The following is a 24,802-nucleotide window of genomic DNA, read 5'->3' on the forward strand; positions in this document are numbered from 1 at the left end:
GCACGCCGTCCGACGCGGCGTCAGACGGCGTGGAAGACCGCCGGCCGCAGCGGACGGACGGCCAGTCGGGAGCCCGTCTCGACGCGCTGACCTGTGGGTACCGGCACGGCGCAGATCTGGTCGGTGCCGTCGAATCGCATCCGCACCAGGGTCCGGGCGCCCCCGAACTCCACGGCGGTGCACACGGCGTGGCCACGGATCTCCTCGTCGTCGTCTCCGGCGGTGTGCCCGTCGGCCCCGATCCCGCGCACCTCCAGGCTCTCGGGGCGCCACAGGACGGTCCCTCGTCCCCTGGCGGGCGAATCCAGCGACACGGTGCCGAGGACCGTCTCCGCCGTCACGCCGGTCGCCGTGGCCGGCAGGGCGACGGTCTCGCCGGAGAGATCGGCGACCCCGCGGCTGACCGGATGGTGGTAGAGCCTCTCGGGGGTGTCGACCTGGGCGAGCTCCCCGTCGATGAGGACCGCGACGCGGTCAGCCGTCGCCATCGCCTCGGAACGGTCGTGCGTGACGAGGATGGAGGTGGCCCCGGCTTCGGCGAGCAGTGCCGCGACCTCCGCTCTCACCGCTCCGCGCAGGGCCGCGTCGAGCGCGCTGAAGGGCTCGTCGAGCAGGATCAGCCCGGCACCGGGAGCGAGTGCCCGCGCGAGTGCCACCCGCTGCTGTTGACCGCCCGACAGCTGTGATGGCCGATCACCCGCCCGGTCCGCCAGCCTGACCAGGTCGAGCACCTCGCGGACACGCTCGGCGCGTTCGGCGCGGCCGCGCCACCTCGCGAGCGGGCCGGGCGGAACCAGTCCGAACCCCACGTTGTGCGCCACGTCCAGGTGGGGGAACAGCGCGCCCTGCTGGGGAACCAGCCCGATCCCGCGCCGCTGGGCACTGAGCCGGTCGATGCGACGACCGTCCAGCAGGATCCGTCCGGACGACACCGGGTGGAGACCCGCGATCATGCGCAGCATCGTGGTCTTCCCCGATCCGGAGGCGCCCAGTACCGCCACCGATTCCCCCGCCTCCACCCGCAGGCCGACGCCGCGGACCACCGAGGTGCCGTCGTAACCGCCGGAAACGGCGTCGAGTTCCAGTACCCCGCCGGGGCTGGGATTCCAGGTCATGGCTCGCTCCGCTCGGTCTCGTTCGCCGGACCCGGGGCCACTGTCGCCGCCCCCGGGGTGCGCCCGCCGCCCGCGCCCCAGCCGAACGACCGACTCAGCACGAACGCGGGGATGACGGCCACCACCACCAACATGGCGGCGTACGGGGCCGCCTGCGAATAGGCCGCCACCTCGGTGTGCGACCACATCGCGGTGGCGAGCGTCTCGGTGCCCGTGGGCCGCAGTAGTAGCGTGGCGGGCAGTTCCTTGGCCACGCTGAGGAACACGAGGCTCCCGCCCGCGAGGATCCCCGGCATCGCCAGTGGCGCGACCACCCGCGCGAACGTGCGCAACCGCCCGGAGCCCAGTCCGGCGGAGACATCCTCGAGGCTCACCGGGATAACACTGACCGACGAGCGCACCACCCCCACCGCGAGCGGCAGGAACAGCACCACGTAGGCGAACACCAGCATCGGTGTCTGCTGGTAGAGGCCCGGCACCAGTCGGATACCCACGAACACCACCGCGAGGCCCACCGTGATGCCCGGGAGCGCGAAGCCGACCTGCGCGACGGTCTCGGTGGCCCGCGCGACGAGCCCGTCCGAGCGTGCCGCGAGGATCCCGATGGGCAGCGCCAGCACGATGGTGGCCAGCGCCGCCACCGCCGAGACCCCGGCGGTCGTGAGGGCGGCCCGGAACACCGGCGCCCACGAGACGTCCACGCTCGCTGCCGCGCGCACCCACCGGGCGAGGCCGACGAGTGGGCCGAACACCCCGCCCGCGAGGATGACGGCGACGACGACGAGGGCGGGCACCTTCAGGCGACCCAGCGGTAGCCGGGTGGGCGCCGAGTCCACCCCGGCGCCGACCCTCGCGACCTCGCCGCGCCTGGCCCGCCGCTCGCCGACCATCACGACCAGGGCCAACACGATGAGGACGCAGGCCAGGACGGCCGCCGGGACGCGGTCGAACGCCGCCCGGTAGGAGTGGTAGATGCCCAGAGTGAACGCCTCGTAGCGGAGCATCGCGACCGCCCCGAAGTCGGACAGCGTGTACAGCGCCACCAGGAGCCCGCCCGCGGCGACGGCCGGCCGGATCTGCCGGAAGGTCACCCCGAACACGGCGCGGGTGGTGCCGTGACCGAGGGTGCGCGCGACCTCCTCCAGTCCCGGGTCCACCCGCCGGAGGGCGGCGGAGGCGGGGAGGAACACGTACGGGTAGCAGGAGATGGTGAGCACCGCGACGGCCCCCGGCAACCCGAGGACCTCCGGGAAGTCGGCCACCCAGAGGTAGCCGAGGACATACGACGGGGTGGCCAGCGGAACGCACAGGAGCGCACCGATGACCGGGGCCCCCGGTAGGTCCGTGCGGACCACGAGCCACGCCATCCCCACCCCGACGATCACGCTCGCGGTGGTGACCAACACGACCAGCACGACGGTGTTGCCGAGGAGGGTCAGCGTCCGACCGGAGCCGAGCACCTCGGCGGCGGACGCCGGGCCGCGTTCGCCCGCCCGGATGACCAGGTAGACCAGCGGGATGAGCGTCGCCGAACACGCCAGCACGGCGGCGGTCCCGAGCAGGGGCCGGCCGCCGCGCAGTCGCGTCAGCAGGTCGATGTCCGGTCCGTCAGATCATGCCGACGCGGGCGAGCATGGCCTGCGTCTGCTCGAGACCGTCCAGCTGACCGAGGTCGATGTCCGGGCCTCCGAGCGTGTCCAGCGGTGGGAGGCCGGCGGCGTCCGTGGCGATCCCCGGGACCACGGGGTACTCGCTGGTCTCCTCGACGAAGTACGTCTGGGCCGGTTCGGCCAGGAGTGCCTCGACGACACGGCGGGCGTCGTCGGGGCGGTCCGTGGAGGCGAGGATCGCCACGCCCGCGACGTTGACGAGCGCACCCGGGTCACCCTGCGCCATGTACTTCACGCGGGCGCGCATGTTCTCCGCACCCCGCTCCGCGGCCGAGTTGTACCAGTAGTAGTGATTGGTCAGACCGAGTTCGACGGTGCCCGCGTCGACGGCCTGCAGGAGCGCGTTGTTGTTCTCGAAGGTCAGCGGGTCGTTGGCGAGGAAGTCCCGCAGCCACTGCTCGGCGGCCTCGTCTCCCCGGTCCACTCGCAGCGCCGTGACGAAGGACTGGAACGACGCGTTGGTGGGCGCGTAACCCACCCGCCCCTTCCACTCGGGGGCCAGGACCGCGTCGATGGTGTCGGGCACCTCCGCCTCGTCCAGCGTCCGGGAGTCGTAGATCAGGACGCGCGCCCGCAGACTGGTCGCGACCCACGTGTCGTCTGCCGCCCGGTACTCCGCGGGGACGACGCCGGTCACGGACTCGTCGAGCTCCTGCAACAGGCCCGCGTTGTCGAGGGCACCGAGGGCGCCGGCGTCCTGCGAGAAGAACACGTCCGCGGGGCTGGCCTCCCCCTCCTCCGCGATCTGCGCCGCCATCTCGGGGGTGGAGGCGTACCGCACCTCGATGTCCACGCCGGTGGAGTCCGAGATCTGCTCGATCAGCGGGGCCACGAGGCTCTCGCTGCGACCTGAGTACAGCACCAGCGGTTCCGACTCGCCGGAGTCCGAGGTGCAGGCCGCCAGCCCGAGCACGAGGGACCCGGCGGTGGCCAGGGCTGCGAGACGGCGCAGCGTCATGGTGGCTCCTTCACGGTTTTCGGCGCCGTGTCGTCGACGCCGACGGAGCTTAGCCTAACCTGAACGGCCACTCCGGATGATGCCCACGGCAGGCCGCGCCCCTCCATCGGGCCGGACGCCGCCCCTCAGTCGAGGTCGTCGTGGCGCATGAGCTGGCGGGCCGCCTCCGTGATCGTGCCCGTCATCGACGGGTAGACCGAGAACGAGCCCGCGAGATCGCCCACTGTGAGCTGGTTCCGCACCGCCACCGAGATCGGCAGGATGAGCTCGGAGGCGGTGGGGGCGACGACCACGCCGCCGATCACCACTCCCGACGCCGGACGACAGAAGAGCTTGACGAAGCCGCGGCGCAGGCTGCGCATCTTGGCCCGCGGGTTACCGGACAGCGGCATGACCTCCACGCGCGCCGGCACCTCGCCGCTCTCGATCTGCGCGTGCGAGATACCGACGGTGGCGATCTCCGGGCGGGTGAACACCGCCGAGGCGACGGTCCGCAGCTTGATGGGGCTGACGCCCTCGCCGAGTGCGTGGTACATCGCGATGCGCCCCTGCATGGCGGCCACGGACGCGAGTGGGAACAGGTCGGTGCAGTCGCCGCCCGCGTAGATCCCCGGCGCGGAGGTCCGCGAGACGCGGTCGACCTTGATGTGGCCGCTGCGCTGCAGTTCGACGCCGGCGCTCTCCAGACCGAGTCCCTCGGTGTTGGGAACGGACCCCACGCAGATGAGGGCGTGGGAGCCCTTGACCGTGCGGCCGTCGCCGAGCCGGACGATGATCCCGTCCTCGAAGTGCTCGACCGCGTCGGCACGTGCGTGCTTGACCAGCGACACGCCTCGCTCGCTCAGCGCCTCCTCCAGCACCAGGGCGGCGTCGGCGTCCTCGTGCGGCAGCACACGGTCGCGGCTGGACACCATTGTCACCTTGACGCCCATCTCGGTGAACGCCGAGACGAACTCCGCACCGGTGACGCCCGAGCCGATGACCACGAGGTGCTTGGGCAGCTCGGTGAGGTCGTAGAGCTGACGCCAGTTGAGGATCCGCTCGCCGTCCGGCTCGGCCCCCGACAGCACCCGGGGACTGGATCCGGTGGCGATGAGCACCACGTCGGCGTCGAAGATCTTCTCCTGGCCGCCCTCGAAGGTCACCGCGACGCGGTGCGAGGCCATACCGGGCTGGGAGTCGTGGAGACGGGCCCGTCCGGAGAGCAGCCGCACGCCCTCGCGCTGGAGCTGCGACCGGATGTCCGCGGACTGGGCGCGGGCCAGGGACTTCACCCTGCCGTTGACCTGGCCCAGCTTGTAGGCGGTGGGATCGAAGTGCGCCTGCACGCCCATCTCCTCGGCCCGCCGCATGTCCGTGCGGACGCCGGTGGTGGCGATGAACGTCTTGGACGGGACGCAGTCGCTGAGGACGCAGTTGCCACCGATGCCGTCGGAGTCGACGATCGTGACGTCCGCACCGTACTGGGCCGCGACCAGCGCGGCCTCGTATCCGGCGGGTCCGCCACCGATGATGATGATGCGTTGCGTCACATGTCCTCCACGGCTCACAGGGGTAAGGGCCGGGCGCCGCGGCCCGCTGTGGCGGATCGCGTCACGTCCGCCGTACACGGTAGTCGAACGTCTCGATCGGGGACGCCGGGACATCTGGCCGGCACCGCCCGAGGGGCTAGGGTTGTGGGCGTGCCTCTCTACGCCGCGTACGGGACGAACATGTATCCCGATCAGATGAACACCCGCGCGCCGCACTCTCCCTTCGCCGGGACGGGGTGGCTCGAGGGTTGGCGCCTGACCTTCGCCGGGGACGACCCCACGTGGGAGGGTGCTGTCGCCACCGTCGTCGAGGACCCGGACTCCAGGGTGTTCGTGGTGCTCTACGACGTCCCCGACGAGGACGTCCGCGCCCTCGACCGCTGGGAGGGCACGGATCAGATGCCCGCGCGCAAGATCCGGGTCCGCATCACCCGCCGGCCCACCGTGCCCGACGGCCCCCCTGTCGGCGCGCAGGAGTCCGAGTTCGCGGTGGACGCCGCCCCGGCCGGCACCGACGACACCGTGCTCGCCTGGCTGTACGTGATGGACGCCTTCGAGGGCGGCCTGCCGTCGGCGCGGTACCTGGGCCTGCTCGCGGATGCCGCCGAGTGCGCGGGTGCCCCCGAGTCCTACGTGCACGAGCTGCGCACCCGCGAATCGCGCAACGTCGGTCCGGGCGCCTGACGCGGATGGCGCACCTGCTGTCCCCCACCGGCGAGGCCCGCGCGGCCGCCGCCCGGATCGCCGAGCTGAGCGACCGGGGCCACCACGATGTGGCCCTCGTCCTGGGATCGGGGTGGTCCGAGGTCGTGACCGGACTCGCGGATCCGGGCACCGCCGTGACGATCCCCGCGGCCGACCTGCCCGGGTTCGTCGTCCCCGCCGCCGCCGGTCACCGCGGGACCGTCACCAGCTGCCTGGTCGACGGGGTCCCGCTGCTGTCCGTGGCCGGGCGCACCCACCTCTATGAAGGCAGGGGAACCGGGCCGGTCGTGCACCCCGCCCACGTGGCGGCGGCGGTCGGGGCCCGCGCGCTGGTGCTCACCAACGCCGCCGGGGGCCTGCGTGACGACATGTCCGTCGGCGACCTCGTGCTCATCCGCGACCATCTCAACCTCACCGGGCGCTCGCCGTTGACCGGGCCGGTGTTCGTGGACCTGGTGGACGCCTACTCCCCCAGGCTGCGCGCCGCGGCCGCCGACGCGATCGGGTCCGCCGAGACCGCAGCAGCCGAGGGAACCGCCACCCGCCCGCCGGAGGGCGTCTACGCCGCCATGCCCGGCCCCCAGTACGAGACGCCGGCCGAGATCCGCATGCTGCGCACCCTCGGGGCCGACCTCGTGGGGATGTCGACGGTTCCCGAGACCATCGCCGCCCGCGGGCTCGGACTCGAGGTGGTCGCGGTGTCGCTCGTGACGAACCTCGCCGCCGGTGTCACCGGTCAGCCGCTGGACCACGCCGAGGTGCTGGCCGCCGGCGCCGCCGGGTCCGCCCGCCTGACCGGGGCCCTGCGCGCGCTCGTCCCCGCCGTGGCCCGCGCCTGAGGGCGACCGGTGACCGCGCCCGTGTCCGATCCCGCCCCGCTGGCCTTCGGCACCGCCGGCGTCCGCGCACCCCTCGGGCCCGGGCCCGACCGGATGAACGAGCGGACCGTCGCCGCCGTCGCGACCGCGGTCGCACGGTATCTGCGGGAACGTGAACCGACCGGGTCGACGGTCATCGTGGGCGGAGACGCCCGGCACGGGTCGGCCCGATTCGTCGACGTCGCGGCTGCGGTGCTCGCGGCGCACGGCCTCGTCGTCGTCGTGCCCGGCGCGCCCGTCCCCACACCGGTCGTCGCCGCGGCGGTCCGCTCGCGCGGCGCGGTGGCCGGGCTCATGGTGACCGCCTCCCACAACCCCGCGAGCGACAACGGCATCAAGGTCTACGGGCGCGGTGGCGCGCAGATCGTGCCGCCGACGGACGCCCGGATCGAGCGGCACCTGCACGCCGCGATGCGGGAGGGCGTCGGTGTTCCCACGGCCGTACCCGGGTCGGTTCGTGTGGACCCCACGCTCGTCGACGACTACCAGGCGGCCGTCGTCGCGGCCCTGCCCCGGCCCGGTCGGCCGCCCCTCGTGGCTCTAACCCCCGTCCACGGCGTGGGCGGCGAGCTCTGCCGCCGCGTCCTGGCCGGGATCGGGGTGCGCGACGTGACCCTGGTGGCCGAGCAGGCGGACCCGGACCCGGACTTCCCCACCGTCGCCTCCCCCAACCCGGAGCGGCCGGGGACCACCGCACGGCTGCTGGAGCTGGCCGCGCGGATCGACGCAGACGTCGCGATCGCGCTCGACCCGGACGCCGACCGGTGCGCCGTGGGATTCGCCGACGCGGACGGTCGGTGGCGGATGCTCGACGGCGACGAGACGGGCGCGGTGATGGCCGACCACCTGCTGCGCGAACCGCTTCCGGGATCGGCCGCGGGCGAGGGGCACGGCCTGCCGGTGGTCGCGTCGACGATCGTCTCCTCGCGGTTGCCGTCGCTGCTGGTCCCGGCGCGCGGCGGACGGTACGTGTCGACACTGACCGGGTTCAAGTGGCTCATGCGGGCCGGCGAGCCGCTGCGGTACGCGTACGAGGAGGCGATCGGGCACTGCGTGCTGCCACACGTGGTCGCCGACAAGGACGGGATCGCGGCGGCAGCGGTGTGGTGTGCGATGGTCGGGTCGGGCGGGCCGTCGGTCGGCGCGCGGCTCGCCGCGCTGGACTCGGAGTTCGGGGCGCACCTCCGGCGGAACGTGGCGCTGCCCCTGGCGGCCGACTCGGACCCGGCGGCGGCGCTCCGGCGGGCTGCCGGGCTGCTCGCCTCCGTCGGTGAGGTCCGGCCACTGGAGGGCACCGCGGGCTTCCGGGTGGACTCGGGAGGTGCCCGCGCGGTGGTACGGCCCTCCGGCACGGAGCCGCTGCTCAAGACGTACGTCGAGGCGTGGACTCCGCCGGCGCCCTCGACATCGGACCGCGACGACGCCGCCCGGCGACTCGCGGAGCTCGGTGACGCGGTCGCGGGCGCGGTGGGCGGTTAGCGGCTGTCGGCTGGCGGTTGCCGACTGGCGGTTGCCTGCTAGCGGGGCCCGAAGAGTCGGTCGCCCGCGTCACCCAGGCCGGGGACGATGAAGGCGTTCTCGTCGAGGCACTCGTCGATCGTCGCGGTGACCAGGGTCGCCGCCAGCCCGGAGGTGCGCACGGCCTCGATACCCTCCGGTGCACACAGGACGCACACCACGGTGACGCCGGTCGCCCCGCGCGCCGCGAGTGTCTCCAATGTCGACACCAGCGACCCGCCCGTGGCGAGCATCGGGTCCAGGACCACCACGTGGCGACCGGCGAGGTCGTCCGGCAGCGAGCACAGGTATGACACCGGCTCGTGACTCTCCTCGTCGCGGGCCAGGCCGATGAACCCGACCTGCGCGCCCGGCATCAGACGGGTAGCCGGATCCAGCAGGCCCAGTCCGGCCCGCAGCACCGGCACCACGAGCGGCACGCCGTCCACCGCGACCGCGGTGGTGTCCGTGATCGGCGTGGTCACGGTGACCTCGGTCGTCGGCACGGACCGGAAGGCCTCGTAGCAGAGCATGGTGCCGAGGGCGTCCATCGCGGCGCGGAACCCGGCGGTGTCGGTGGCGGAGTCGCGCAGCGTACGGAGCCGGTCCCCGACCAGTGGGTGATCCACGACGATGATGTCCATGCCCGTCAGGATTCCATACGGACGGAATTCCGGATCGGGTGGAACCGGATCGCCTTCCCAGCGCGTCGAACCCTGTGACGGGACGAGAAGAGCGACGAGGGGACGTAGGACATGACGGACGGGGCGATCGACGTCCATGTCGACGGTTTACGAGAACTGGGAACGGGATTGACCACCCTTGCCGACACGCTCGGGGGAGCACTGGAGGCTGTGGACGGGTTGCCGATCGAGGCGGTGGCGCCGGTGGTCGGGCCCGTGGGTGCCGACTTCATGTCGGCTCTGATGGCCGCGACCGCACGACACCGCGAGGTCCTCGCCGGCCTCACCCGCGTCACCGACGCCGCCGGGGAGCTCGTACTCGAGACGGCCCGGCTGTACGAGGAGTCCGACGTCGCCGGCGCGAGGGCGATCGACGGCGCCGGGAGCGGTCTGGACGAGAGGTGGGTGTGATCCGGTGATCGCCGACGCGCTGGCCTACGCCGGCCCCATCAAACAGATCCTCGATCTGCTGTCCGCGGAGGAGTTCGTCCCCGACGAGGCGCAGAACATCATGAGACCGGTCAGCGACGGGTTGGGGGCGGCCCAGCAGCTGGGCCCGCCTCTGGAGCGCCTGTTGTCCGAGTCGTGGGACTCCCTGGCCTCCCTGGGTGCCGCGCACTCGATCGCCGAGGTGGGTCGGACGATGGGGGCGCTCGGTGAGTCCGCGGCGGAGATAGCACGGGTCACCGCCGTGGCCGCGGAGATCGTGGTCCGTGGGACGGTCGAGGTGATCGGGATCGTGCAGCAGTTCCTCGCCCGCGCCGCCGCCATGGGCCCGGCTCTGCTCACCCCGCCGGGACAGGCCGCCCTGCTCGGACTGGCCGCCGAGCACCTGGCGCGGGGAATCCAGGTGGCCGAGCGGGTCCAGTCCGAGCTCAGGGTGCCGACCGCCGAGATGCGGGCGATCGCCGCCGGCATCCCCCCGGCGCCCCGCATGCCGGGTGCGATCGGTGCCGATTCCGGCACGGGGGGCGCGATCAACGCCTCGACGGTGGCCTACACCGGGTCCGGGCCGGGCGCGATCTCCACCGCCGTCGGCGGCGCGTCCGGGGGTGGGGCTTCCGGCGGTGCGGCGGGCGGTGCGTTCGACGGCGGCTCGTCGGGCGGCGCGGCGGAGAGCGCCGCGGGGCCCGGCACGGCACCGGGATCCGCGGGATCCGGTGGTGCCGGCTCCGGGATGATCGGCGGCGGCACCGAGGTGACCTTGCCCGACGGCTCGGTCGCCACCGCCCCCAACGAGCAGGCCGCCGGGGCTGTCCGCAACGCGCTCAGCCAGCAGGGCGTGCCGTACGTGTGGGGCGGCACCACGCCCGGGCAGGGGCTGGACTGCAGCGGCCTGACGCAGTGGGCGTACGGGGACGCGGGTGTGGAGATCCCCCGCCTGGCCCAGGAACAGGGGGTGGGCGTCCAGGTGTCCGCCCGGGACCTCATGCCCGGTGACCTCCTCGTGTGGGACGGTCACGTCGCCATGTTCATCGGCAACGGGCAGATCGTGGAGGCCGGGGACCCCGTAGCGGTCTCCGGCCTGCGCACCGACAATATCGGCATGACCTTCCACGGGTTCTATCGCCCGACCGGCGGATGACGCCCGACACCTGCCGGCGCACCGACCCGATGACCGGGGTGGTCGCCGAGGTCGGCACCGACGGCGTGCCGGTGGGCCTGGCCCTGCCGGCCGGGCTCCTCGACCGTCCGCCCGCGGAGGTGGCGCGGGCGGTCCTGCGCACCCTCACCGCGGCGGCGGGCGACGCCCGCGACCTCCTAGAACGCCTCGCCGCGGAGGACTGGGACGAGCAGGACTGGGACGAGCAGGGCTGGGACGACGGCGACGCCGAGATGGCCGGGGTCCCCGGGTGAGCGGTGGCGGGCTGGACGTCGAGGCGTTCCTCGATCGTCTGCGGGGGATCGCGGCGGAGTGGGAGTCGGCCCACGACCAGCTGGAGACGCTGCGGGTGACGGTGACCAGCCGGGACCACCTCGCCACCGCCACGGCCGACTCCGGCGGGACGGTGGTGGACCTCGTGCTGGCGCCCGGGTTGCGCAGGCACGGCTCCGAGGCGGTGTCGGCGTCGATCCTCGAGTCCACATCGGATGCCGTGGGGCAGGCCAACGCGCGTCGCGCGGAGCTCGTCTCGGGATCCGTCGCCCTCGCCGTGAGCGGTCGCAAGCGCGCCGCCGAGGACGCCGCCCGCGAGCACACAGACCCCGCCCCGGCGGGCCGTGGCACCGGCTGACGGGCCGTGGATATGCTGACCGACATGGCCAAGGACATCGTCCCGATCGAGCTCGGTCTCCCGGAGGGAGACGTCACGACCCTCTGGGCACCCAGTTGGCGGGAGGACAACGACGACTGGGAGGCGTTCCTCGGACTGGACGAGGACCTCTACGCGTTCGACTCGACGGCCGAGCTCCTCGCGCTGGTCCGAAGCGGGGCGGAGCACGATCTGCAGGACCACCCGTCGTGGGAGGAGTTCGCCGGATCGGACGTGCTCGCCTTCCGCGCCGCCGAGGAGAACTGCTACGACCTCGTCGGCGTCCTCGAGCTCCTCGGGGACGATCCGACCGAGTCGTCGGTCGACGAGATCGACCAGTCCTTCGCGATCGCCCGCTCGATCGGCGAGGTGTGCGAGCTGGACACCGTCACCAAGTTCTTCAACGGCAACCCCGTACTCGCGTCCGTCACCCACGGCATGGACGAGTTCTACGGCCGGGACGGACTCAAGCTGTGGAAGTCCATCCGGAAGACGGTCGCCAAGGGCTGGGACGACGTCCTCGACGCCATCCAGGACGTCATGACCACCCCGGAGATCGACCGCGCCGAGGTCGAGCGTGCCCGTCGCGACCTCGAGACCGCGGAGGCCGCACTGCCCGAACCCGAGCCGGAGCCCGAGCCCGCCCCGACCGGTTACCCCGAGGGCTCGCTCTGGGAGAGCGTGGGGATCGACCCCGTCAGGATCGTGTTCGCCGACCAGGAGTACCTGAGCCTGCGTTGCTACCTCGGCGACCGGCCGGTCTTCCTCGGCGACGGCGACCAGGTGTACGTGTTCACCAGCGCGCGCGGCCTGTCGCGCTTCCTGGCGGACAACGACGACGCGACGCTCAGCCGGGTCGCGACCTACGAACGCGTCAAGATGGCCGCGACCGACGGCAGCCTGGACGTCCACGTCACCGACGACAACGCCTACGTCCTGGCCGGCCTGGACCGCGACATCGAGGTCGGGCCGGACATGGTGGACTCCGAGCAGCTCGGCCTGGCGGTGGAACTCGTCACCGACCTGGCGAACTACGTCGGCGACGCCGAACTCGAAGCCGCGGTGACCGGCCGTGGATCATCGCTGCGGCGGTACCTGCACTACGTGCTCAATCCCGACGACGCCAAGCTGCTCGAGCCCACCGCGCCGTACGACGACGAGGCGTCCGAGTGGCGAGATCTGGTCGACGACGTGGAGAAGCTCGTGACGACGCCCGACATCGCCTGAACCACGCGGGCCGCGCGGCGGCCGCGGGCAGCGCCGCGCGCAGGGTCATCCGCGCGGATACGACCGCGGCGCGCGCGTCACCAGCCGCGCCGGCGCCCGGTCACCGCGCCGGCGGGTCCGCGATCAGCGCCCGTCCCCAACGCCGCCGCCAGCTCGTCGAGCGCGGCGGGTAGACGTCCCTCGTCGCCGGCGTGCACGGTGGCCACCACCTCGCCCGCGTGGACGTGGTCGCCCTCGACGCGGTGCAGCACCACCCCGGCGGCCGGGTCGACAGCCTCCCCCGGGCGGGTCCGACCCGCCCCGGAGAGCCACGAGGCTCGTCCCACCCCGAGCGCGTCCCACCGGAGCGGGCCCGTCGTGGCGGCCCGGACCTGCTCGGTGTGGGCAGCCCTGGGCAGCGGTGCGTCCGGGTCCCCGCCCTGGGCGGAGATCATCGCCCGGTAGGAATCCATCGCCCGACCGTCGCCCAGCCGGTCCCGCGGGTCGGCGTCCGAGATCCCCACCGCCGCGAGCGCCTCGCGCGCCAGCTCACAGGTCAGATCGACCATGTCGTCCGGCCCGCCGCCGACGAGGATCTCGAGGCACTCGGCCACCTCGAGCGCGTTGCCCACGGCCCGGCCCAGCGGGGTGTGGTTGGCCGTGACCAGCGCGCTGGTCCGGACCCCGGAGGCGGCGCCGATCCCCACCATCACCCGTGCCAGCTCGGCGGCCTCGGCGGGGTCGGGCAGGAACGCACCCGAGCCGTATTTCACGTCCAGAACCAGGGCCCCGGTGCCCTCGGCGATCTTCTTGCTCATGATGGACGCGGCGATCATCGGGATGGACGCGACGGTCCCGGTGACGTCCCGCAGCGCGTAGAGCGCGCGGTCGGCGGGCGCGAGATCGGCCCCGGCCGCGCAGATCACCGCCCCGGTCCGCGACAGCACGGACCGCATCTCGTCCGTGCCGAGGTCCGCTCGCCAACCCGGGATCGACTCGAGCTTGTCCAGCGTGCCACCGGTGTGGCCGAGACCTCGTCCCGACAGCTGGGGAACGGCCACGTCCCAGGTGGCCAGCAGCGGCGTCAACACGAGCGTGATCGCGTCGCCCACCCCGCCGGTGGAGTGCTTGTCGACCGTGGGAACCACCACGCCGCCGCGCGCGAGGCCGGACAGGTCCATCCGGGTCCCGGAGTCCACCATCGCCGTGGTCCACCGGGAGATCTCCCGGTCGGTCATCCCCCGGAAGCAGATCGCCATCGCGAGCGCCGACATCTGCTCGGGTGCGACCACCCCGCGGGTGAACCCGTCGACCATCCAGTCGATCTCGTCGTCGTCGAGTCCCCGCCCGTCCCTCTTGGCCTCGATGATCCGCACGGCGTCGTGGCGCGCGGTCACCGAAGGTCCTCCGGACCGAAGGCATCCGGGAGGAGCTCGCCGAGTCGCACCGCGCCGCGCGCGGTGTGGACCACGAGCCCGGGGCCGCCGTGTTCGTGGAGCAGTTGGCGGCAGCGCCCGCAGGGCGCGAGGGGTTCCCCGGTGTGGGAGACGACGACGAGCTCGAGCAGTCTCCCGCCGCCGGTGCGGTGGAGGTCGGAGACGAGAGAGCACTCTGCGCACAGGGTCAGACCGTAGGAGGCGTTCTCGACGTTGCACCCGACGACGATCCGCACCCGCCCGTCTGCGGCCCCGGCGGGTGTCCCCGCGTCCGGGCCGATCGCCAGCGCGGCCGCACCCACCCCCAGCCCCGAGTACGGGCGGTAGGCGCCCCGGGCGGCCCCCACGGCGGCCTCGGTGAGGCTGTCGACAAGCGCGTTGCGTTGTGCTGCGGTTTCGTCGTCAGGCACCCTGTCCTACCCTTCGGTAACATCATTTAGGCTTCCCTAACTGGGAGAACCCGCTCGGACCACGGTACCCACCCTGCTTTCCCCCGGTCAGATCTCAGGTCTAAAGTCCTAGTAGGCGCCCGCTGTGCTCTAGGGCCGGAACGCGCGCCGATGGCATCAGGCCCAAGCGATTCGGAGGCACGACAAGCCCATGAGTACTGCGCAGGCGCCGGCGCGTCCGGCCCCCACAAAGAAGCTCAACCTCTACAAGGGTGACCCGGGGATGTGGTCCTGGGTCGCGCACCGCATCTCGGGCGTCGCGATCTTCTTCTTCCTCTTCGTCCACGTGCTCGACACCGCTCTCGTCACGGTGAGCCCGGAGAGCTACAACGCGGTCATCGACACGTACAAGTCCCCGATCGTCGGCCTCATGGAGATCGGCCTGGTCGCGCTCGTGCTCTTCCACGCACTCAACGGTCTCCGGATCGTCCTCATCGACTTCTGGTCGAAGGGTGCCAAGTACCAGCGCCAGATGCTGTGGGCGGTCCTGGCGATCTGGGTCGTGGTGTTCGCCGCGGCCACCGCCCGCCTCCTCTTCCTTCTCTTCCAGCACCTCTAAGGGGAACGATCACCATGGCAGACGCACCTGTTCTCCAGACGTCCTACGACCGGCCGGCCTCCCTGGCGCAGCCGCGCTCGCCCCGCCTGCGCTCGCGCGGCAACTTCGAACGCTCCGCGTGGATCTTCATGCGCTACTCGGGCGTCGCGCTGGTCATCCTCACGATCGGCCACCTCACCGTCGGCCTGATGATCGACGAGGGCGTCCACCGGATCGACTGGGCGTACGTGGCCGACCGCTGGCAGAGCCCGTTCTGGGCCGTGTGGGATCTCCTCATGCTCTGGCTGGCCATGCTCCACGGCGGCAACGGTGTCCGCACCGTCATCGCGGACTACTCGCGCAAGGACTCGACCCGGTTCTGGCTCAACTCGATCCTGTTCGTCGCCACCGGCCTCGTCCTGGTCCTGGGCACCTACGCCATCTTCGGCCTCGCCTACGACATCTGATCGCGGCTGAATTCGTCCGCGGACTTCACTTCTCCGAAAGCGAGCACTGAGTAACCCATGACCGATCGTCAGGTCCACCAGCATCAGTACGACGTCGTGATCGTCGGCGCCGGCGGCGCAGGCATGCGCGCGGCCATCGAGTCGGGCCCGCGTACCCGTACTGCGGTCCTCACCAAGCTCTACCCCACCCGCTCCCACACCGGCGCCGCCCAGGGCGGCATGTGCGCCGCCCTCGCGAACGTCGAGGAGGACAACTGGGAGTGGCACACGTTCGACACGGTCAAGGGCGGCGACTACCTCGTCGACCAGGACGCCGCGGAGATCATGGCCAAGGAGGCCATCACCGCCGTCATCGACCTGGAGAACATGGGCCTGCCGTTCAACCGCACGCCCGAGGGCAAGATCGACCAGCGGCGCTTCGGTGGCCACACCCGTGACCACGGCAAGGCGCCCGTGCGTCGCGCGTGCTACGCCGCCGACCGCACGGGTCACATGATCCTGCAGACCCTCTACCAGAACTGCATCAAGCACAAGGTCGAGTTCTTCAACGAGTTCTACGTCCTCGACCTCTGTCTGACCGAGACCCCGGAGGGCCCCGTGGCCACCGGTTGCGTGGCCTACGAGCTCGCGTCCGGCGACCTCCACGTGTTCCACTCCAAGGCCACGGTGTTCGCCACCGGCGGCTCGGGCCGCATGTACAAGACCACCTCCAACGCCCACACCCTCACCGGTGACGGCATGGCCGTGGTGTTCCGCAAGGGCCTGCCGCTGGAGGACATGGAGTTCCACCAGTTCCACCCGACCGGTCTGGCCGGCCTGGGCATCCTCATCTCGGAGGCCGTCCGAGGCGAGGGCGGCATCCTGCGCAACGCCGACGGCGAGCGCTTCATGGAGCGGTACGCGCCCACCATCAAGGACCTCGCGCCGCGTGACATCGTCGCCCGGTCGATGGTCCTGGAGGTCCGCGAGGGCCGCGGTGCAGGTCCGAACAAGGACTACGTCTACATCGACGTCACCCACCTCGGCGCCGACGTGCTCGAGGAGAAGCTGCCCGACATCACCGAGTTCTCGCGCACCTACCTGGGAGTCGACCCGGTCACCGAGCTCGTCCCGGTGTTCCCCACCTGTCACTACGTCATGGGCGGCATCCCCACCAACATCCAGGGCGAGGTGCTCCGCAACTCGAACGACGTGGTCCCGGGCCTGTACGCCGCCGGCGAGTGCGCCTGCGTATCCGTGCACGGCTCCAACCGCCTGGGCACCAACTCGCTGCTGGACATCAACGTGTTCGGTCGGCGCGCCGGCATCGCCGCCGCCGAGTACGCGGCCGCCCACGAGTTCGTGGAGCTGCCCGACGAGCCCGAGAAGATGGTGCGCGACTGGATGGAGAGCATGCTGGCTCCCCACGGTTCGGAGAACGCCGCCGACATCCGTAGCGAGATGCAGGCCATGATGGACGACAAGGCGTCGGTGTTCCGCAACGAGCAGTCGCTCACCGAGGCCCGTGACGAGCTGCGCGCCCTCAAGGCCCGCTACGCCGACGTCACGGTCAGCGACAAGGGCAAACGTTTCAACACCGAGCTCCTGGAGGCCGTCGAACTGGGCTTCCTCCTCGAGCTGGCGGAGGTCACCGTCGTGTGTGCCCTCAACCGCGAGGAGTCCCGCGGCGGCCACTCCCGTGAGGACTTCCCGGACCGTAACGACGCCGACTACATGAAGCACACGATGGCGTACAAGGAGACCGGACTCGATCTGCTCTCCGAGATCCGGCTGGATTGGAAGCCGGTTGTGCAGACCCGCTACGAGCCGATGGAGCGTAAGTACTGATGAGTTCCGCAGTCGACACCACCAAGTCCACGGACGGCACCACCGACCGCCCGGTCCCGCCCGGCTCGACCATGGTCACGCTGAAGATCGCCCGGTTCAACCCGGAGGATCCGGACTCGGCCGGCTGGAAGGAGTACGAGGTCCCGGCCCTGCCGTCCGACCGCCTACTCAACCTGCTGATGTACGTCAAGAACTACATCGACGGCTCGCTCGCGTTCCGTCGGTCGTGCGCCCACGGCGTCTGCGGGTCCGACGCCATGCTCATCAACGGCGTCAACCGCCTGGCGTGCAAGGTCCTCATGAAGGACATGCTCCCCAAGGACGGCAAGTCCATCACCATCACGGTGGCCCCGATCCGCGGGCTGCCGGTGGAGAAGGACCTGTACGTCGACATGGAGCCGTTCTTCAAGTCGTTCCGTGACGTCATGCCGTACCTCATCACCTCCGGCAACCAGCCGACCGCCGAGCGCATCCAGTCGCCGACGGACCGCGCCCGCTTCGACGACACCACCAAGTGCATCCTCTGTGCCTGCTGCACGACCTCCTGCCCCGTGTTCTGGGCCGACGGGTCGTACTTCGGGCCGGCGGCGATCGTCAACGCGCACCGGTTCATCTTCGACTCCCGTGACGAGGGCGCAGCCGAGCGGCTGGAGATCCTCAACGACGCCGAGGGCGTGTGGCGCTGCCGCACCACCTTCAACTGCACCGACGCGTGCCCCCGTGGCATCCAGGTGACCCAGGCGATCCAGGAGGTCAAGCGCGCACTGCTGTTCGCGCGCTGATCGACCAGACTGCTCACCCGTGGCGTTCCGGCGCCGCGACGCAGCACGGACAGGGGCCGCACCCTCCACTCATGGGGGGTGCGGCCCCTTCGCCATGTGCCCGGTTCGCCGAGCTGTGGCCGACCCCGAGCAGCCCCGCAGCGCACCACGCCGCAGATGCGCTGCCTCGCCGACCTACGCTGGCTGAAAGTACGGGAATTTGCGGGGCGCGCTGGCGGACGGGACCACCGAGGCAGCGCACGCCCACGGCGCAGCGCAACCTGGGCCGGTCTCGCTGCGTCGTCGTACGCCGCCGGCCGGCAGACCCGGGCGCCTCGTCGACCAGCGAGTCCGACCTGACCCGGCGTCGGCCGGACGTAGACTCGACACCCGTGACCAGCATCCGACGACGGCCCGCCCAGCGAGCGGCCGGCCTCGTGATCGCAGCCCTCGTCGCCCTGGCGCCGCTGGCACTGGCAGGTCCCGTCACGGCGGTGGAGCCCGCAGCGGACCTCCCGCTGACCGAGCCGCCGCCGGCCGCGGTGTTGCCGTCGACCACGTCGCCCGAGTACTTCGACACCCCACGCGACCTCACCGGGTGCCCCTACCGCACCACACCTCCCGCCCCCGTCGACGAGTCCGAGGTCCCGCTGCCCGGCCGGACGGCCCCGGCCCCTCCCCCGGTGCCCGACACTCCACCGGGTGGTGACGCACTCGCGGGCTGCGAGGTCGTGGCGCCCGACGGCTTCCGGATCCCGCAGGACGTCACCGCGAGCGCGTGGCTGCTCTCCGACCTGGACACCGGCGAGATCGTGGCCGCCAAGGACCCGCACGGCCGATACCGTCCGGCCAGCCTGATCAAGACACTGCTCGCCGCCGTCGCCCTCGACGCGCTCGACGAGGACCGGATCGTCGAGGTCACCGATACGGACCTCGAGGGCGCCGAGGGCAGCCTCGTGGGTGTCGGTCCGGGGGGCGAGTACACCGTGGGGCGGCTGGTCAGCGGGCTGCTGATGGCCTCCGGCAATGATGCCGCCGTGGTACTGGCGCACCAGATGGGCGGCATCGAGCTCACGCTCGCCGCGATGAACGCCCACGCCACCGCGCTGGGGGCGCGCAGCACCCACGTCGCCACCGTGAACGGGCTCGACGGCCCGGGGATGATGTCCACGGCCTACGACATGTCGCTGATCTTCCGCGACGCGATGACCCGCCCCGCATTCGCCGAGATCGTCGCCACGCAGTCCACCGGCTTCCCCGGGTACCCCGCCGGGGAGGGCGCGGGGCCACCGGATCCCGCGGCGGCCCCTGCGAACACCGGCCCGACTCTCCGTGCGGACGGAGTCATGGTCAATCCCGGATTCGTGCTGGGCAACGACAATCAGCTGCTCTTCAACTACCCCGGTGCGATCGGTGGCAAGACCGGCTTCACCGACGACGCCCGGCACACCTTCATCGGCGCGGCCGAGCGGGACGGGCGGAGGCTCGCGGTGGTCCTGCTCGACGGCACGCGCGTCCCCAGCTCGCCGTGGCAACAGGCGGCGGCACTGCTGGACGCGGGCTTCGCGGCGGGTGACGCGGACCCGGTCGGCGTACTCGAGGCCGGCCGACAGGACTCGACCGACGCGACCGAACACCTGGCGGGCGGGCTCGGCACGGTGGATGGGCAGGAGGTGGCGACCGTCGGCGGCTCGGTGTTCGAGCGCTACGGCACGGTGCTGGCTCTGGGCGCGGCGGGACTCGTCGTGGTGGCCGGGGCGGCCCTCACGCTGCGGGCGCGAAACTGACCGGCGGGACCAGTCGCCGTCCCCCCGCCCCTCACGCTCCGGCTGCGGCTCCGGCCAGGATGACCCTCAACCGCCCGGAGCACTCGTCGACCGCGGTGCGGGGGTCGTGGCCGTCCGCCATCTCGATGAGAGCGCGGAGGAGCACGACGACGACGAGGTCGGCCGCGATGTCGATGGAGGCGCCGTCCGCTCCGGCGAGCGTCTCGAGCCGGCCCAGGCTGATCCCCAGCCGTCGGCGGGCGGAGTCGACGGCGGCCGCGAGGACCCGGTGGTCGGGGTGCCCGGTGTCGACCAGTCCGCGTGCGAGCATCGCCCAGGTCTGCGGATCCCTGGTGGCGGCGACCGAGGCGAGGCGGGGCCAGTCGTCGGCCGGGTCGCTGGTCGCTGTGGAGATCAGCTCGTCGATGAACGACCCGAGGGTGTCGGCCGCACCGGACGCGAGTTCCGAGGCGAGGTCATCGACTGACTCGAAGTGCCGGTAGAAGGCCGTGGGAACGATGCCCGCCTCGCGCGCGAGCTCACGGACGACGAGCCCCGTGAAGCCGCGCGTGGCCACCCCGTTCCGGCCCGCCTCGACGATGAGTGCACGGGTGTGCCGTTTCTGTTCCGCGCGGGTCCTGGAGGTCGTCACAGTCGTCATCCTATCCCCGAGCAGCACCTACGGATGCCCATCACCCACCGACCGGGTGTAACCGCGGCCACAAACCGGCCCTCTTCCCATTTGAGAGAACAGCTGTACACTCAGAAACGTCCGGTGGTCGAACCGGACGGACGCGGATCCCGACACGCGACGGCACCGACCCGGTGCGAGGCGCGACGAACACCACCGAGTGACCGCGTCCGACGGCGTCCGACCACACCGACCCACATCCTCATCGGAGGTCCCCATGACCGCTCCGCCCGTTCGCCGACTCTTCTCCCGCCGGCTCACCCGCACCCTGCTGACGCCCCACCCGGTCGAGCACTACGTCCGCTCCCTGGGCGTGGACTGGTCCGACGACCCCACCGGGGCGACCGTCGTGGCCGTCGACCGGCCGGTCCGCGACGTCACGGTCCTCACCCTGCGGCTACCCGCCGGGGTCGACCGGCCCGCACCCGGCGCCGCGCTCGAGATCGGGGTCGTGGTGGACGGCGTCGTCCACCGCCGCCACTACTCCCCCGTCGATCCCGCGTCCCGCCGTGACGGGCTGGCGACCATCGCCGTCCGCCGCCACCCCGACGGCGTGGTCTCGAACCACCTCTGGGACCGGGCCGAGCCCGGGATGCGGCTCCTGCTCGGCAACCCGGTGGGTGAGATGGCGCTGACCGAGGCCCGCCCGGCCGACGTGCTGCTCGTCAGTGGCGGCAGCGGCATCACCCCGATGCTGGCGATCGCCTCGACTCTCGCGGCAGACGGCCACTGCACCGGCACCGGCACCGGCACCGCGCCCGGCCGCGTCGCGTGGCTCCACTACGTCCGTCGCGTGCAGGACGCCCCGTTCCGTGACCAGCTCCGCGACCTGGCCCGGGCCGGCGTGTCGGTCCGCGTGATCCCCACGGCCGAGGGGACGACCCCGGATGGTCTGGCCGGCCATCTAACCCCGGACCATCTCGAGACGGCGGCACCCTGGCACCGGGACGCCGCGGTCTTCCTGTGCGGCCCCGAGCCCCTGGCCCGTGGCCTCGAGGAGGCCCTCGGTGCCGAGCGGTTCTCCGGCGTCCTGCGCGAGCGCTTCACCTCCGCGACCGGGCCGGTGCCCGACGGCGACGGCGGCACCGTGACCCACCTGCGCAGCGGCGTCACCGCCCGGAACGAGGGCACCACCTTGCTCGAGGGTGCCGAGGCCGCCGGCCTGAGCCCCCAGCACGGCTGCCGGATGGGCATCTGCCACACCTGCACGGCCGTGCGCGTCTCCGGCGCCACCAGGGACCTGCGCACCGGCGAGATTGACTCCACGCCCGACTGCCACGTCCAGATCTGCATCAACGCGCCCGTAGGCGACGTCGAGATCGAGCTCTAGACCTGCCTCCCCACCCGCCCGGAACGACCCGGAAGGACCCCGTCATGACACTCCTGCAACTTCCCAACCTCCGCCCGAAGAAGAAGTCGTCCACCCCGAAGCCCGCCGAGGACCAGGACAAGGTCGGCACCAAGGCGGCCGACAAGGCGTCCACCGCGAAGGCCGCGAAAGGCACCGGCCCGGACCCGATCGTGTTGTCGGCCGAATCCGTCGAGATCATCGGCCGCGAACTCGATGCCATCCGCGACCGCGTGGTGGCCGACCTCGGCACCGCCGATCGCGACTACATCCTGCGCGTGGTCCGCACCCAGCGTCGCCTCGAGCTGGCCGGCCGCGGGCTCATGTTCCTCGGCTTCCTGCCCCCGGCCTGGCTGGCCGGCGTCGCGGCGCTGAGCGCGTCCAAGATCCTCGACAACATGGAGATCGGCCACAACGTCATGCACGGCCAGTACGACTGGATGCGCGACGACATGCTCCACTCCTCGAGCTTCGAGTGGGACAACGTGTGCCCGTCCGACCAGTGGCGGCACTCGCACAACTACATGCACCACACGTACACCAACATCCTCGACCTCGACCGCGACATCGGCTACGGCCTGCTGCGGATGGAGTACGAGCAGAAGTGGAACCCGCTACGTCTGGGCAACCCCGTGTACGCGTTCGCGCTGATGATGCTGTTCGAGTGGGGCGTGATGATGCACGACCTCGAGTACGACAACGTCCTCAAGGGCAAGCGCAAGTGGTCCGACGTCAAGGGGCTGCTGACCGGCTGGTGGAACAAGGTCCGCGGCCAGGTGGCGAAGGACTACATCGTGCACCCTGCGCTGACGGGGCCGCTGTTCCCGCTGACGTTCGCCGGCAACCTCACCGCCAACCTCGTGCGCAACGTGTGGGCGTTCTCGGTGATCTTCTGCGGCCACTTCCCGTCCGGCGCCCAGGTGTTCACTCAGGAGGAGACGGCCGAGGAGACCCGCGGCGAGTGGTACGTCCGGCAGATGCTCGGTTCGGCCAACATCTCCGGGAGCCCGTTCATGCACCTGGCCACAGGAAACCTCTCGCACCAGATCGAGCACCACCTGTTCCCCGACCTGCCCGCACACCGCTACCCGGAGATCGCGGACGAGGTCCGCGCGATCTGCGAGGAGCACGGTCTGCCGTACACGACGGGCCCGTTGTGGAAGCAGGTCGCGAATGTGTGGTCCAAGATGTTCCGCCTCGCGCTGCCGCTGCCCCCCAAGGCGGAGGATGCACCGGCCGTCATCATCGAGCGCAGGAAGACTCCCGTCGCCGCCTGAGCCGCGGGTACCGTCTAAGGGCATCACCGACGAAGGGAGCGGTCCATGAGCGACTTCGAACGCAACAAGGACCAGGTCCAGGCAGGTGTCCAGGCGGGCGCGTCACTGGTGGGACGCATCGCGGTCATCATCACCGACGCGATCGGGTCGATCGCCAAAGAGGTCGGAGACTTCGTCACCGAGGGCATCGAGATGCGCGAGGCGGCCAAGATCTCCCGGCGCGAGGAACAGCAGCGCGGCGGTCGACCCGGCGGCGAGAAGGACTCCTGGCCGATCGATCTCGACGACATCGAGGACGGCGAACTCCAGGGATAACCGCCTCCCCGCGAGCCGGATTCGGGCGCCCGGGCCGTGGCCGGTGCCGTGTGGCGCCGGCCACGGTGGCAGGATCGTCGACCGTGACGATCATCGCCGCCGCGGACGGCTCCGCCCTCGGAAATCCCGGCCCCGCCGGCTGGGCCTGGTACATCGACGACTCCACGTGGCGTTGCGGCGGGTGGAAGCGCGGCACCAACAACCAGGGCGAGCTCACCGCCGTGCTGGACCTGTTGCGACAGACCGCGCACACCGACGAGCCGTTGCACGTCCTGTGCGATTCGCAGTACGTCATCAATTCCATCACCAAGTGGATGGCGGGGTGGAAGCGCAAGGGCTGGAAGAAGGCCGACGGCAAGCCCGTGCTCAACGTCGGGGTGATGAAGGCCCTCGACGAGGCCATGCAGGGCCGCACCGTGACGTTCGAGTGGGTCAAGGGCCATGCCGGCCACGACCTCAACGAGAAGGCCGACGTCCTGGCCAACGGCGCCGCCAAGGCGCACTCCGCGAAGAAGGAGCCCGAGCCCGGGCCCGGCTTCCCGGGCGCGCAGGATGTCGGTGCGGGTGAGGACCCGGCCGCTCCGCCCGCCGCGGGTGGCGCGGGTCAGCGGTCGGCGTCCGCATCGGTGTCGGCGTCCGCATCGGGGTCGGCGTCCGCATCGGGGTCGGCGTCCGCCCCGGCACGCGAGGGTAGGACGAGGACGACGACGAGGGCCTCCTCGGCCGCCGAGCCCGATCTGTTCTCCCTCGACGACGACGCCGACGAGGCGCCGGGGCGGACGGACCTCGATCTGGTCGTGGAGCTCGAGAGATCGCTGCTCACTCAGACGGTGCGCGGAGACCGCGCACGGCTCGAGGCGCTGCTGGATCCCGAGTGGAGCCACGTGTGCGCCCGGGGCGAGGTGTGGTCCCGCGCGGACAGGCTCGCCGCGGCCGGAGCATCCGGTCCGTCGACGGTCGAGCCCACGATGGACCTCATCGAGGCCCGCCGGATCGGGGCGGATTCGATCCTGCTGGTGTGGCGGGAGCGGTCGGGTGACGGCGCCACGCTGCGCAGTTCCGTCTGGGTCCGCTCCGGTGGTTCCTGGCGTCAGACGTTCCAGCAGGGGACGCCGGAGGCCTGAGCCCCCTCCTGCCACAGAGATGGTGCCCCTCACCGCGTCCGGTGAGGGGCACCATCTCTCGGCGCAGTTGCGCGCCTACAGGCCACCGAGAAGCAAGTGGAGGAGATCGCCGACAATTCCGATCAGACCGGCAACTAGACCCATGAGTGTGACTCCTTGTCAGGTGGTGGGATACGACTGCTCGTCGGTTCTTCCTGTCCGATGAGCTGGGCCCGACTCTAGGGACGTAGTGTGACGCTGACGTTTCTGTCGTCGATCGAGATCGTGAACTCGGTCGCCAGCGAATTACTACACCTGACTAGATGTT

At 71.6% G+C, this 24,802-nt stretch carries 25 protein-coding genes; 17 read left to right on the forward strand and 8 right to left on the reverse strand.

Annotation, left to right across the window (positions count from 1 at the left end; translation table 11 throughout):
- Positions 1-20: 20 nt before the first annotated feature.
- The 4 genes from AC3DE3_RS09185 to AC3DE3_RS09200 form a co-directional block, all read right to left on the reverse strand.
- Complete coding sequence (locus tag AC3DE3_RS09185; protein WP_260486957.1) at positions 21-1,115, reverse strand: ABC transporter ATP-binding protein; 1,095 nt, start codon at positions 1,113-1,115, stop codon at positions 21-23.
- Positions 1,112-2,659 (reverse strand): ABC transporter permease, encoded by a 1,548-nt coding sequence (locus tag AC3DE3_RS09190; RefSeq protein ID WP_488369757.1) that lies wholly within the window; start codon positions 2,657-2,659, stop codon positions 1,112-1,114. Before AC3DE3_RS09190 ends, AC3DE3_RS09185 begins: the two co-directional genes overlap by 4 nt.
- Before the next feature lie 64 nt (positions 2,660-2,723).
- Positions 2,724-3,743, reverse strand: coding sequence for an iron ABC transporter substrate-binding protein (locus tag AC3DE3_RS09195; protein WP_488369758.1), 1,020 nt, complete (start codon positions 3,741-3,743; stop codon positions 2,724-2,726).
- 125 nt (positions 3,744-3,868) lie between these two features.
- The gene (locus tag AC3DE3_RS09200; RefSeq protein ID WP_488369760.1) at positions 3,869-5,275 is read right to left on the reverse strand and encodes an NAD(P)H-quinone dehydrogenase; all 1,407 of its coding nucleotides are present in this window, start codon (positions 5,273-5,275) and stop codon (positions 3,869-3,871) included.
- Positions 5,276-5,425: 150 nt separating this feature from the next.
- On the opposite strand from AC3DE3_RS09200, the gene AC3DE3_RS09205 reads away from it, so the two are divergent.
- Genes AC3DE3_RS09205 through AC3DE3_RS09215 form a run of 3 tightly spaced genes read left to right on the forward strand, consistent with a single transcriptional unit; the run spans position 5,426 to position 8,337 of the window.
- Positions 5,426-5,959: a gamma-glutamylcyclotransferase gene (locus AC3DE3_RS09205; protein WP_260486961.1), complete on the forward strand. Its 534-nt coding sequence runs from the start codon at positions 5,426-5,428 to the stop codon at positions 5,957-5,959.
- Positions 5,960-5,964: 5 nt separating this feature from the next.
- Positions 5,965-6,819, forward strand: a complete 855-nt coding sequence (locus tag AC3DE3_RS09210) for a purine-nucleoside phosphorylase (RefSeq protein WP_488369761.1) — start codon at positions 5,965-5,967, stop codon at positions 6,817-6,819.
- A gap of 9 nt (positions 6,820-6,828) precedes the next feature.
- A complete protein-coding gene (locus AC3DE3_RS09215; protein ID WP_488369762.1) occupies positions 6,829-8,337 on the forward strand; it encodes a phosphohexomutase domain-containing protein in 1,509 nt (502 codons plus the stop codon).
- Positions 8,338-8,375: 38 nt separating this feature from the next.
- Here AC3DE3_RS09215 and upp read toward each other — a convergent pair whose 3' ends face one another.
- The gene (gene upp, locus AC3DE3_RS09220) at positions 8,376-8,999 is read right to left on the reverse strand and encodes a uracil phosphoribosyltransferase (protein WP_260486964.1); all 624 of its coding nucleotides are present in this window, start codon (positions 8,997-8,999) and stop codon (positions 8,376-8,378) included.
- Positions 9,000-9,110: 111 nt separating this feature from the next.
- On the opposite strand from upp, the gene AC3DE3_RS09225 reads away from it, so the two are divergent.
- From AC3DE3_RS09225 to AC3DE3_RS09245, 5 genes are read left to right on the forward strand one after another with little or no spacing between them, the layout of a single operon-like run.
- Entirely contained in the window at positions 9,111-9,449 is a 339-nt protein-coding gene (locus AC3DE3_RS09225) for an ESX-1 secretion-associated protein (RefSeq protein WP_260486965.1), read from the forward strand.
- A gap of 4 nt (positions 9,450-9,453) precedes the next feature.
- Positions 9,454-10,623, forward strand: coding sequence for a C40 family peptidase (locus AC3DE3_RS09230; RefSeq protein ID WP_488369763.1), 1,170 nt, complete (start codon positions 9,454-9,456; stop codon positions 10,621-10,623).
- Positions 10,620-10,895: a hypothetical protein gene (locus AC3DE3_RS09235; protein ID WP_260486967.1), complete on the forward strand. Its 276-nt coding sequence runs from the start codon at positions 10,620-10,622 to the stop codon at positions 10,893-10,895. The genes AC3DE3_RS09230 and AC3DE3_RS09235 overlap by 4 nt, the downstream gene beginning before the upstream one ends.
- Positions 10,892-11,272: a YbaB/EbfC family nucleoid-associated protein gene (locus tag AC3DE3_RS09240; RefSeq protein WP_488369764.1), complete on the forward strand. Its 381-nt coding sequence runs from the start codon at positions 10,892-10,894 to the stop codon at positions 11,270-11,272. Before AC3DE3_RS09235 ends, AC3DE3_RS09240 begins: the two co-directional genes overlap by 4 nt.
- 24 nt (positions 11,273-11,296) lie before the next feature.
- A complete protein-coding gene (locus AC3DE3_RS09245; RefSeq protein WP_488369765.1) occupies positions 11,297-12,517 on the forward strand; it encodes a primosomal protein in 1,221 nt (406 codons plus the stop codon).
- A gap of 77 nt (positions 12,518-12,594) precedes the next feature.
- On the opposite strand, the gene AC3DE3_RS09250 is transcribed toward AC3DE3_RS09245, so the two are convergent.
- Positions 12,595-13,893 (reverse strand): thymidine phosphorylase, encoded by a 1,299-nt coding sequence (locus AC3DE3_RS09250; protein WP_488369766.1) that lies wholly within the window; start codon positions 13,891-13,893, stop codon positions 12,595-12,597.
- The gene (locus AC3DE3_RS09255) at positions 13,890-14,342 is read right to left on the reverse strand and encodes a cytidine deaminase (protein WP_488369767.1); all 453 of its coding nucleotides are present in this window, start codon (positions 14,340-14,342) and stop codon (positions 13,890-13,892) included. Before AC3DE3_RS09255 ends, AC3DE3_RS09250 begins: the two co-directional genes overlap by 4 nt.
- A gap of 190 nt (positions 14,343-14,532) precedes the next feature.
- Here AC3DE3_RS09255 and sdhC point away from each other — a divergent pair, with 190 nt between their 5' ends.
- From sdhC to AC3DE3_RS09280, 5 genes are all read left to right on the forward strand, one after another.
- On the forward strand, positions 14,533-14,940 hold the full coding sequence (sdhC, locus tag AC3DE3_RS09260; protein ID WP_260486973.1) for a succinate dehydrogenase, cytochrome b556 subunit: 408 nt from the start codon (positions 14,533-14,535) through the stop codon (positions 14,938-14,940).
- Positions 14,941-14,954: 14 nt separating this feature from the next.
- Entirely contained in the window at positions 14,955-15,386 is a 432-nt protein-coding gene (locus AC3DE3_RS09265; RefSeq protein WP_260486974.1) for a succinate dehydrogenase hydrophobic membrane anchor subunit, read from the forward strand.
- Between the two features lie 57 nt (positions 15,387-15,443).
- On the forward strand, positions 15,444-17,213 hold the full coding sequence (gene sdhA / locus AC3DE3_RS09270; protein ID WP_260486975.1) for a succinate dehydrogenase flavoprotein subunit: 1,770 nt from the start codon (positions 15,444-15,446) through the stop codon (positions 17,211-17,213).
- Positions 17,213-17,995: a succinate dehydrogenase iron-sulfur subunit gene (locus AC3DE3_RS09275; RefSeq protein WP_260486976.1), complete on the forward strand. Its 783-nt coding sequence runs from the start codon at positions 17,213-17,215 to the stop codon at positions 17,993-17,995. Before sdhA ends, AC3DE3_RS09275 begins: the two co-directional genes overlap by 1 nt.
- 371 nt (positions 17,996-18,366) lie before the next feature.
- Complete coding sequence (locus AC3DE3_RS09280; RefSeq protein ID WP_488369768.1) at positions 18,367-19,761, forward strand: D-alanyl-D-alanine carboxypeptidase family protein; 1,395 nt, start codon at positions 18,367-18,369, stop codon at positions 19,759-19,761.
- 31 nt (positions 19,762-19,792) lie between these two features.
- Here the strand turns inward: AC3DE3_RS09280 and AC3DE3_RS09285 are convergent, their stop codons facing one another.
- A complete protein-coding gene (locus AC3DE3_RS09285; protein ID WP_488369769.1) occupies positions 19,793-20,392 on the reverse strand; it encodes a TetR/AcrR family transcriptional regulator in 600 nt (199 codons plus the stop codon).
- Positions 20,393-20,648: 256 nt separating this feature from the next.
- Between AC3DE3_RS09285 and AC3DE3_RS09290 the strand changes: the two genes are divergently transcribed.
- The 4 genes from AC3DE3_RS09290 (at position 20,649) to AC3DE3_RS09305 (ending at position 24,495) form a co-directional block, all read left to right on the forward strand.
- Positions 20,649-21,761: a flavin reductase family protein gene (locus tag AC3DE3_RS09290; protein ID WP_488369770.1), complete on the forward strand. Its 1,113-nt coding sequence runs from the start codon at positions 20,649-20,651 to the stop codon at positions 21,759-21,761.
- Positions 21,762-21,805: 44 nt separating this feature from the next.
- On the forward strand, positions 21,806-23,056 hold the full coding sequence (locus AC3DE3_RS09295) for a fatty acid desaturase family protein (protein ID WP_488369771.1): 1,251 nt from the start codon (positions 21,806-21,808) through the stop codon (positions 23,054-23,056).
- A gap of 45 nt (positions 23,057-23,101) precedes the next feature.
- The gene (locus AC3DE3_RS09300; RefSeq protein ID WP_260486981.1) at positions 23,102-23,371 is read left to right on the forward strand and encodes a hypothetical protein; all 270 of its coding nucleotides are present in this window, start codon (positions 23,102-23,104) and stop codon (positions 23,369-23,371) included.
- Between the two features lie 83 nt (positions 23,372-23,454).
- A complete protein-coding gene (locus AC3DE3_RS09305) occupies positions 23,455-24,495 on the forward strand; it encodes an RNase H family protein (protein ID WP_488369772.1) in 1,041 nt (346 codons plus the stop codon).
- Positions 24,496-24,802 lie beyond the last annotated feature (307 nt).

This window comes from Dietzia sp. IBK-p2-16D, assembly GCF_057773085.1.